Origin of the sequence: Kitasatospora sp. NPDC059571, assembly GCF_042735675.1 — a bacterium.
In the GTDB taxonomy this organism is placed as follows: Bacteria; Actinomycetota; Actinomycetes; order Streptomycetales; family Streptomycetaceae; genus Kitasatospora.
The window spans coordinates 1-9,349 of the sequence record NZ_JBHWBW010000314.1 but is presented as its reverse complement, the minus strand read 5'-3'; the positions used below and the strand labels follow the sequence as shown (position 1 = coordinate 9,349).

The following is a 9,349-nucleotide window of genomic DNA, read 5'->3' as shown; positions in this document are numbered from 1 at the left end:
GCCCCCGGCGCGGTCCCATCGGCCGCCCCCCACACCCGCCCCCCCGGCCGGGGGGGGGGGGGGGGCCCCCGCGGGGCCGGCCCGGGCCTCATCCGGCCGGTCCGCCGCGGGCCAGCAGCACCACCACGTCCGCGGCGGCGATCGCCAGCGTCGCCAGGAACGGCCACCGGCCCGGGGCCGCCGGCGCCGCCGCGGCCGCACCGGCCGCGGCGACCAGGACCAGCACCCCGCCCGCGCCCGGGGGCCCGGGCGGGCCCAGCACCAGGACGGCGGTGGCGGCGGCGAGGCAGCCCGCGGCCAGCGCCGCGGACGCCCGGCGGCCGATCCGCTGCGGCAGCCCGCGCACGCCCGCCGCCCGGTCGGCCTCGATGTCGGGCAGCACGTTCGCGGCGTGCGCGCCGCAGCCCAGCAGGGCCGCCGCCGCCATGACCCACCAGGGCGGCCACGGCCCGCCCGGCAGGGCCAGCGTGACGAACGCCGGCAGCAGCCCGAACGCCACCGCGTACGGCAGCCAGGACAGCACCGTGCGCTTCACCCCGAGGTCGTACGCCCAGCCCGCGGCCACCCCCGCCAGGTGCGCGGCGCCCGCGGCGGCGCCACAGGCCAGCGAGAGCGGGACGCAGAGCAGCAGGGCCGCGCCGGCGGCCGCGGCCACCGTCCGGGGGGCCAGATCGCCGCGGGCCAGCGGCTTGTCGCGGCGGCCGGCCGCGATGTCCCGGGCCAGGTCGACCCGGTCGTTGCACCAGCCGATCGACAGCTGGCCGGCCGCCACCGCGGCCGCGGTCAGCAGGGTGCCGCCGAAACCGCGCCCGGCGGACGCCGCGAGTGCGGCCGCGAACACCGTCACCGCGGCGGCCGGTGCCGGATGGCAGGCGGCGGGCAGGGCCGCGGCCGTCCGCACCCGGCGGGCCGCCGCGGTGACGGGCCCGGTCAGGTCGCTCGACATGCCGTCAGGGTAGGGCGCACGGACACACGGCCGGGGGACCCGGGCCCCTGGCGGGGCGCGCCCGGAGTACTCCGATTGGCCGGGATCCACCCCACTCGTCCCTATGCTGGCCGGATGACCCGAATCGTGGCGGTGAGCGGGGTGCTGCCGCCCCATCGGTACCGGCAGCGGGACCTCGCCGAGGCGCTCGCCCGGCTGGTCCTGCCGCCCGGCGCCGACCCGGCCGTGCTGCACCGGCTGCACGAGGGCTCCGGGGTGGCGACCCGTCATCTGGCGCTCCCGCTGGAGCAGTACGCGCACCTGGACGGATTCGGCCGGGCCAACGACGCCTTCCTCGCCGCCGCCCTGAACCTCGGCGAGCAGGCCGTGCGCGAGGCGCTGGACGGCTCCGGGCTGGCCGCCCAGGAGATCGACCTGGTGGTGTCGACCTCCGTCACCGGGATCGCCGCACCCTCCCTGGAGGCCCGGCTGGCCGGACCGCTCGGGCTGCGCCCGGACGTGCGCCGGCTGCCGGTCTTCGGCCTCGGCTGCGCGGGCGGGGCCGCCGGACTCGCCCGGCTGCACGACCATCTGACCGGACGTCCGGAACAGGCCGCGCTGCTGCTGTCGACCGAGCTGTGCTCGCTGACCCTGCAGCGCTCCGACTCCTCCACGGCCAACCTGGTGGCGTCCGCGCTGTTCGGCGACGGCGCGGGCGCGCTGCTGGCCGTCGGCCCCGGACACCCGCTGCACGCCGCGTCCCCCGGGCCGGCCGTGGTGGCCGTCCGCAGCCGGCTCTACCCCGGCACCGGGCACCTGCTGGGCTGGGACATCGGCGACCGGGGCTTTCGGATCGTCCTCGGCAGCGACCTGCCCGAACTCGCCCGGCTGCACGTCGCCGAGGAGGTGGCCGCCTTCCTCGCCGAGCACGACCTCAAACCGGGCGACGTCGACGCGTGGATCTGCCACCCCGGCGGCCCGAAGGTACTGGACGCCCTCGCCGGGGCGCTCGCGCTGCCGGAGCCGGCCTTCGCCGCGAGCCGGCGTTCGCTGGCCCGGGTCGGCAACCTGTCGTCCGCCTCGGTGCTGCACATCCTGCGCGACGTCCAGGCCGCCGGGCCGCCGCCGCCCGGTGCGACCGGTGTGATGCTGGCGCTCGGCCCCGGCTTCGCCTCCGAACTCGTCCTGCTGCGCTGGTGAGGGCCCGATGCCCTGGTACACCCTGCTCGTCCTGCTGACCGCCGCCGAACGGCTCGCCGAACTCGCCGTCGCCCGGCGCAACGCCGCGTGGAGCCTGGCCCGCGGCGGCACCGAGTCCGGCCGCGGCCACTACCCGGCGATGGTGCTGCTGCACACCGCGCTGCTGGCCGGCTGCCTGCTCGAACCCGCCGTCGCCGACCGGCCGTTCGTCCCCGCGCTGGGGTGGCCGATGCTGGCCGTGGTGCTCGCCGCGCAGGGCCTGCGCTGGTGGTGCATCAGCACCCTCGGGCACCGCTGGAACACCCGGGTGATCGTGGTGCCCGGCCTCTCGCTGGTGACCGGCGGCCCGTACCGGTGGCTGCGGCACCCGAACTACGCGGCCGTGGTCGCCGAGGGCGCCGCGCTGCCGCTGGTGCACTCGGCGTGGCTGACCGCGCTCTGCTTCACCGGGCTGAACCTGGCGCTGCTGAGCGTCCGGATCCGCTGCGAGGAGAGCGCACTGGACGCGTCCGCGGCGGCGCTGCGGTGATCGACCTGCTGGTGGTGGGCGGCGGGCCGGCCGGGCTGGCCACCGCCCTGCACGCCGCCCTCGCCGGGCTGGAGACGGTGGTCGCCGAGCCCCGGCCCGGACCGGTGGACAAGGCCTGCGGGGAGGGCCTGATGCCCGCGGCGGTAAGGGAGTTGGCGGCCCTCGGGGTCGTCCCGGCGGGCCGCCCGTTCACCGGCATCCGCTATCTGGACGCGGCCGGCGGACGGACGGCCCGGGCCGCCTTCCGGCAGGGCCACGGCCTCGGCGTACGGCGCACCGTGCTGCACGCCGCGCTCGCCGCCAGGGCCGCCGAGCTCGGCGTCACCGTGCTGCCCCGCCGGATCACCGGGGTCGGCGTCGGCGCCGACCGGGTCACCGCCGCCGGGCTCAGCGCCCGCCACCTGGCGGTCGCCGACGGCCTGCACTCCCCCACCCGGCGCGCCCTCGGCCTCGACCTGCCCGTACCGCCCGGCCGCCCCGCGCGGTACGGGCTGCGCCGCCACTACCCCGTCGCACCCTGGTCGGACGCCGTGGAGGTGCACTGGTCGGCCCGGGCCGAGGCGTACGTCACCCCGGTCGGGCCGGAGCTGGTCGGGGTGGCTCTGCTGACCTCGGACCGGGCGCCCTTCGACGAGCAGCTGGCGCACTTCCCGCTGCTGGCGGCCCGGCTGCCGGCCGGCGGCGGCACACCGGTGCGCGGCGCAGGGCCGCTGCGCCAGCGCTCCCGCGCGCGGGTCGCCGGGCGGGCGCTGCTGGTCGGCGACGCGGCCGGCTACCTGGACGCCCTCACCGGCGAGGGCCTGTCGGTCGCCCTGGCCTGCGCGGGCGAACTCGTCCGCTGTGTGCGCGAGGGCCGCCCGGAGGCGTACGAGCAGGCCTGGCGGCGGGCCTCGCGCGGGTACCGGCTGCTCACCGGATCGCTGCTGTGGGCGCGGCAGCGGCCGCTGCTGGCGCCGCTGATCGTGCCGGCCGCGGCCCGGCTGCCGCGGGTCTTCGCGGCCGGGGTGAACCTGCTGGCCTGAGCCCGGCGGTGGTCGCCCGGGTGGCGGGTGGTCCGCACCGCCCCCGGGCGCAGGTCAAGGGGACCGTGCCGCCCGGCACACCGGCCAGTCGCAGGGCAGGGTGCACGGGAGCGCTCGGAGGGCACAGGGGGGCGCGTGCCGTCGCCGCCCGCCGGAGGGTCCGGCCCGGCCGCCACGGGGGCGGCGCGCCGTCCGGGGCGGGACAATGCCTCAGGGGCCGCCTCGACCGGGAGGACGCCATGGGGAACGACCGTCCCGGCGGCCCGGACGCCACGGGCCGCCGGCCACCGGGCGGGCCGCCCGACCCGCCCGACCCCGCCGGCTGGCGGGCGCTGCTCGGCGAGGACGCCGCCCGGCTGATCGACCGACGGCGGCGGCGTGGGCTGGGCACGCTGCTGGTGTGCTGCGTCGCGCTGCTGCCGTGGATCGGCTTCCTCGCCGCGACGCTGCCGGTGCACTACGAGGCCCGGCAGTGGCGGCTGGCCTGGGTCGGCTTCGACGTCGGGCTGCTGGTGGCACTCGGGGCGACCGCCTGGTTCGGCTGGCGGCGGCGCCGGCTGATGGTGCCGTGGGCGCTGGCCGCGGCCGTGCTGCTGATCTGCGACGCCTGGTTCGACGTGATGCTCTCCTGGGGCACGGACGACATCTGGGCCGCGGTGGGCGCGGCGGTCCTCGTCGAGCTGCCGCTGGCGGCCGCCCTGCTGCTGCGGGTCCGCAGCATCCTGCAGCTCATGGTGCGGCACTACTGGCAGCTGGCCCGGCTGCCCGGGGAGCCGCCGCCGCTCGGCCGCGCCCCGCTGTTCACCGACCCGCCGCCGGACCGCCGGTCCTGATCCGGGCGGGCCACGGCCGGACGGCAGCGGCAGTGGCGGACGGCGGTGGCAGAAAAGGCGGGAAGGACGTCGTTGCCGCCGTCCGGCCGCGCTGCGAGGCTGGCCGCATGACCGCTCACCGGGTGCTGTTCGTGCTGTTCGAGGGCGTGCAGAGCCTGGACGTCACCGGTCCGCTGGAGGTGTTCGCCGGCGCCTGCGCGGCCCGGCCGGGCGCGTACCTGATCCGGACCGCCGCGCCGGGCGGACGCCCGGTGCGGACCTCCGGCGGGCTGGTGCTGCAGCCGGACGAGGACCTCGCGGCGGCCGGGCCGGCCGACACCCTGGTGGTGCCCGGCGGCGACGGCACCCGGGTGCCCGACCCGGCGGTGGTCCGCCGGATCGGCGAGCTCGCGCCGGGCGCCGCGCGGGTGGTGTCGGTGTGCACCGGCGCGTTCCTGCTGGCCGCGGCGGGCCTGCTCGCGGGGCGGCGGGCGACCACGCACTGGGCCTACGGCGGGGCGCTGGCCCGGCAGTACCCGGAGGTGGCCGTCGACCCCGAGCCGATCTTCGTCCGGGACGGGCCGGTGGCGACCTCGGCCGGGGTGACCGCCGGGATCGACCTGGCCCTGGCGCTGGTGGAGGAGGACCTGGGGCGCCCGGTGGCGCTGGCGATCGCCCGCCACCTGGTGGTGTTCCTGCGGCGTCCCGGCGGCCAGGCCCAGTTCAGTGCGCCGCTGGCGGCGCAGCTGGCCGCGCGGGAGGGGCTGCGGGAGGTCCAGCGGTGGATCGGCGAGCACCCGGAGGCCGACCTGTCCGTCCCGGCGCTGGCCGCCCGCGCGGCGCTCTCGCCCCGGCAGTTCGCCCGTGCCTTCACCGCCGAGGTGGGGGTGCCGCCGGGGCGGTACGTGGACGGGGTGCGGCTGGAGACCGCGCGGCGGCTGCTGGAGGAGTCGCCGGACGGCGTCGAGCAGGTCGCCCGGGCCGCCGGCTACGGCTCGCCGGAGGCGATGCGGCGGGCCTTCCTGCGCACGCTGGGCGTCCCGCCGACCGAGTACCGCCGGCGTTTTCGCCCCGGCACCGCGCCGGGGCGCGACCGAGAGGAGTAGCCGCGTGCAGATCGCGGTCCTGCTGTACGACCGGTTCACCGCGCTGGACGCGGTCGGGCCGTACGAGGTGCTGTCCCGGCTGCCGGGGGCGGAGGTGGTGTTCACCGCGGTGCAGGCCGGTCCGGTCCGGACGGAGACCGGCTTCCTGTCGCTGGTGGCCGAGGCGTCGACGGCCGAGGTGCCGGCGCCGGACGTGCTGGTCGTCCCCGGCGGGCCGGGGCAGCCGGCGGCCTCCGCCGACCCGGAGCTGCTGAGGTGGCTGCGGGAGGTGGACGCCGGGACGGTCTGGACGGCGTCGGTGTGCACCGGCTCGCTGCTGCTCGCGGACGCCGGGCTGCTGGCCGGCCGCCGGGCGACCTCGCACTGGCTGGGGCTGGACCGGCTGCCCGCGGGCGGGGCGGTGCCGGTCGCGGAGCGGGTGGTGACGGACGGCCGGTACGTGACCGCCGCCGGGGTGTCCGCCGGGATCGACCTGGGGCTGTGGCTGGCTGCGCGGCTGGCGGGCGAGCGCACGGCGCAGGCGATCCAGCTGGGGATCGAGTACGACCCGGCGCCGCTGTTCGACGCGGGGTCTCCGGCGAGCGCGCCGCCGGAGCTGGTGGCCGCGCTGCGGGCCCGGCGGGCCGAGCTGCTGGGCGCCTGAGGGGGCGGCCGGGTTGGGCCGGGCGGGGGCATCCCGGCCGTCCGTCCGGCCGGTCCGGCCGACGGTGGGTGACACTGGAGGTATGGCAGCGTCACCGGAGAGAGCCGCCGGCGAGGACATCTTCCACCCGCCGGTCGTGGTGCGGCCGCCCACCCGCGGCGCGCACCCCTACCGCCGGGTGGAGATCTACGGGCGGCTGGTCGGCAAGGCGCACAGCGCCGAGGAGGTCGCGGAGTACATCCGCCATGCGGGTGTCGCCGAGCCCGACCTGGACGATCCGGACCTGGTCGGCTGGCGCGGCGGCGACCGGACGGTCTGGGCCGCGGAGGGCTGAGGCCGCGGCGGCCGGGCCACCCGCCGGGCAGCGGCCGGGGCGGGCGCCGGTGGGCCGTCCAGGGCAATCGGGCCACTCCATCCGCCGACGGCGGGGCCGCTGGAGTGGCCGGGCGGACGGGGCGGGGCGGTAGTGGTAGCAGACCGCTCACGCCCGGTGAAGGAGTCCGCGATGATCAAGGTCCGCCCGGCCGCCGCCCTCGCCGCCGCCCTGCTCGCCACCGTGTGCGCGACCGCCGCCGGCTGCGCCCCGGGTGATCCGACGCCGGCGCCGCTGCCCGGTGCGGCCGGCCAGGAGTCGGCCTCGCCGAGCGCCGCGGACACCCCCGGCCCGAGCGCGAGTGCGAGCCCGGAGCAGCCGGGCACCGAGGTGTCGCTGGCGGACGACGCGGGCCTCGGCCCGATCCTGGTCGACAAGCAGGGCCGGACGCTCTACCTGTTCGACGGCGACGCCTCGACCAGCTCGACCTGCTACGCCGACTGCGCCGCGGCCTGGCCGCCGCTGACCACGGCCGGCTTCCCGGTCGCCGGCAGCGGCGTGGACGACGGGCTGCTGGGCATGGCGCCGCGCACCGACGGCCCGGCGCAGGTGCTCTACAAGGGCCACCCGCTCTACTACAACGCCCTGGACACGGCGGCGGGCGACGCGGGCGGGCAGCAGATCGACCAGTGGTACGCGGTCGACGCCCTCGGCGACAAAGTGACCGGCGGGTAGCCCCGAAGGGGCCCGGATCGGCAGCGCCCGAACCTCGCTGAATGCTGGTCTGCACCAATTTCGATGCCTGCATACTCTTCCACAATCCCTCCCCGAAATACTCCCCGACGGCCTCATGACTATGCAGTCGGGCGGGAGGCGATGCCCCCTCGGCCAATTCCTCAAGGGATCCTCAAATCTCAAAACCTCCCGATGAGCTGCACATACGCCAACTCGCATGACACTCAAGACGTTTGACAGAATTTCATGATCGATCCCGCGGACCGAAGATAACTATTCGGATTCATGGGGTTCTGTTCGACAAATCCGTCCGCCTAGCCTTGGGCAACTCTCAACCCCTGCCATTCGTCCGAGAGGTCCACTCCACCCATGGCTTCTGTTGACCAGTTCGCCCCCACGAGCGCCCCTCCCACCGGCAAGAGCGGCGGCTCACTCCGCCGCGAAGTCGGCCTGATCGGTCTGCTCTGGGCGTCCGTCGGCTCGATCATCGGCTCCGGCTGGCTGTACGGCGCGAAGAACGCCGTCATGGTCGCCGGTCCGGCGGCGCTCATCTCGTGGGGCATCGGCGCGGTCGCGATCGTGCTCCTCGCGTTCGTCCACGCCGAGCTCGGCGGCATGTTCCCGGTCGCCGGCGGCACCGCGCGCTACCCCCACTACGCGTTCGGCGGCCTGGCCGGCATGTCGTTCGGCTGGTTCTCCTGGCTCCAGGCCGCGACCGTCGCCCCCATCGAGGTCGAGGCGATGATCGGCTACGCCGGTCACTGGGAGTTCGCCAAGAGCTTCCTCAACGACAACGGCACCCTGACCGCCAGCGGCTTCGTCGTCGCGGTCCTGCTGATGGGCGTCTTCGTCGCGGTCAACTTCCTCGGCGTCCGGGTGCTCGCGCACACCAACTCGGTGGCGACCTGGCTGAAGATCTTCGTGCCGCTGCTGACCATCTTCGTGCTGGCCGTGAGCAACTTCCACGGCGGCAACTTCACCTCGCACGGCTTCGCCCCGTTCGGCATGAAGGGCGTGCTCGCCGCGATCAGCACCAGCGGCATCATCTTCGCCCTGCTCGGCTTCGAGCAGGCCATCCAGCTGGCCGGCGAGAGCAAGAACCCCAAGCGCGACATCCCGCGCGCGGTGCTCGGCTCCGTCGCCATCGGCACCCTGATCTACGTCCTGCTGCAGGTCGTCTTCATCGCCGCGCTGCCCGGCACCGCCTTCGCCAAGGGCTGGGGCAACCTGGACTTCCCCGGCATCAGCGGCCCGTTCGCCGGCCTCGCCACCCTGGTCGGCCTCGGCTGGCTCGCCTGGGTGCTGTACTTCGACGCCATCGTCTCCCCCGGCGGCACCGGCCTGATCTACACCACCTCCACCTCGCGCATCTCCTACGGCCTGAGCAAGAACGGCTACGCCCCGCAGCTGTTCGAGCGGATCGACAAGCGCGGCGTGCCGTGGTTCGGCCTGACCATCTCGTTCGTCACCGGTGTCATCTGCTTCCTGCCCTTCCCGAGCTGGCAGGAGCTGGTCGGCTTCATCACCTCCGCCTCGGTGCTGATGTACGCCGGTGCCCCGCTGGCCTTCGGCGCGCTGCGCCGCCGCCTGCCGAACCGCGAGCGCTCCTACCGCCTGCCATTCGGCGAGATCATCGCCCCGACCTCCTTCGTGGTCGCCAGCCTGATCATCTACTGGACCGGCTGGCACACCCTGGCCCGCCTGGGCATCGCGATCCTGATCGGCTACCTGCTGCTCGGCGGCTACGCCGCGTACGCGGTCCGCAAGGGCCTGCCGAACGCGCCGCGTCTGGACTGGCGTCCGGCCCAGTGGCTGCCCGCCTACCTGGTCGGCCTGGGCCTGATCTCCTGGCAGGGCGGCTTCGGTGACGGCACCGGCGCCATCCCGATGTGGTGGGACATGGCCCTGGTCGCGGCCTTCGCCGTCGGCATCTACCACTGGGCGATCCGGGTGGCCCTGCCGGCCGACGCGATCGACGAGAACATTGAGGGTGTCGAGGTCGTCGACGAGGGCGGCCACTGACCCCCGGCACCACCTGACCCGCTGACCCCGAGAGCCCGGCCG

Annotated in this window: 10 protein-coding genes; 9 read left to right on the top strand and 1 reads right to left on the bottom strand. The window is 76.4% G+C overall.

Translation table 11 applies throughout. The features are described 5' to 3' along the window. Positions 1 to 88: 88 nt before the first annotated feature. Entirely contained in the window at positions 89 to 946 is an 858-nt protein-coding gene (locus tag ACFV0G_RS27550) for a UbiA family prenyltransferase (RefSeq protein WP_380553514.1), read from the bottom strand. A gap of 114 nt (positions 947 to 1,060) precedes the next feature. Between ACFV0G_RS27550 and ACFV0G_RS27545 the strand changes: the two genes are divergently transcribed. The 9 genes from ACFV0G_RS27545 to ACFV0G_RS27505 all read left to right on the top strand — a co-directional run bounded on the left by ACFV0G_RS27545 (position 1,061) and on the right by ACFV0G_RS27505 (position 9,307). Further along, positions 1,061 to 2,125 carry a type III polyketide synthase gene (locus tag ACFV0G_RS27545; protein ID WP_380553511.1) on the top strand — a complete coding sequence of 355 codons (1,065 nt, stop codon included), beginning with the start codon at positions 1,061 to 1,063 and terminating at the stop codon, positions 2,123 to 2,125. A 7-nt stretch (positions 2,126 to 2,132) separates the two neighbouring features. After that, positions 2,133 to 2,654 (top strand): isoprenylcysteine carboxyl methyltransferase family protein, encoded by a 522-nt coding sequence (locus ACFV0G_RS27540; RefSeq protein ID WP_380553508.1) that lies wholly within the window; start codon positions 2,133 to 2,135, stop codon positions 2,652 to 2,654. Next, positions 2,651 to 3,676 carry an NAD(P)/FAD-dependent oxidoreductase gene (locus tag ACFV0G_RS27535; protein WP_380553505.1) on the top strand — a complete coding sequence of 342 codons (1,026 nt, stop codon included), beginning with the start codon at positions 2,651 to 2,653 and terminating at the stop codon, positions 3,674 to 3,676. The genes ACFV0G_RS27540 and ACFV0G_RS27535 overlap by 4 nt, the downstream gene beginning before the upstream one ends. Positions 3,677 to 3,915: 239 nt before the next feature. After that, positions 3,916 to 4,509 carry a hypothetical protein gene (locus ACFV0G_RS27530; RefSeq protein ID WP_380553502.1) on the top strand — a complete coding sequence of 198 codons (594 nt, stop codon included), beginning with the start codon at positions 3,916 to 3,918 and terminating at the stop codon, positions 4,507 to 4,509. A 107-nt stretch (positions 4,510 to 4,616) separates the two neighbouring features. Continuing rightward, positions 4,617 to 5,594, top strand: coding sequence for a GlxA family transcriptional regulator (locus ACFV0G_RS27525; RefSeq protein WP_380553499.1), 978 nt, complete (start codon positions 4,617 to 4,619; stop codon positions 5,592 to 5,594). A gap of 4 nt (positions 5,595 to 5,598) precedes the next feature. Continuing rightward, positions 5,599 to 6,237 carry a DJ-1/PfpI family protein gene (locus tag ACFV0G_RS27520; RefSeq protein ID WP_380553496.1) on the top strand — a complete coding sequence of 213 codons (639 nt, stop codon included), beginning with the start codon at positions 5,599 to 5,601 and terminating at the stop codon, positions 6,235 to 6,237. Positions 6,238 to 6,319: 82 nt separating this feature from the next. Further along, positions 6,320 to 6,571, top strand: a complete 252-nt coding sequence (locus ACFV0G_RS27515) for a hypothetical protein (protein ID WP_380553493.1) — start codon at positions 6,320 to 6,322, stop codon at positions 6,569 to 6,571. A gap of 171 nt (positions 6,572 to 6,742) precedes the next feature. After that, positions 6,743 to 7,285: a hypothetical protein gene (locus tag ACFV0G_RS27510; RefSeq protein WP_380553490.1), complete on the top strand. Its 543-nt coding sequence runs from the start codon at positions 6,743 to 6,745 to the stop codon at positions 7,283 to 7,285. 369 nt (positions 7,286 to 7,654) lie between these two features. Further along, on the top strand, positions 7,655 to 9,307 hold the full coding sequence (locus tag ACFV0G_RS27505) for an APC family permease (RefSeq protein WP_380553487.1): 1,653 nt from the start codon (positions 7,655 to 7,657) through the stop codon (positions 9,305 to 9,307). Positions 9,308 to 9,349: the final 42 nt, after the last annotated feature.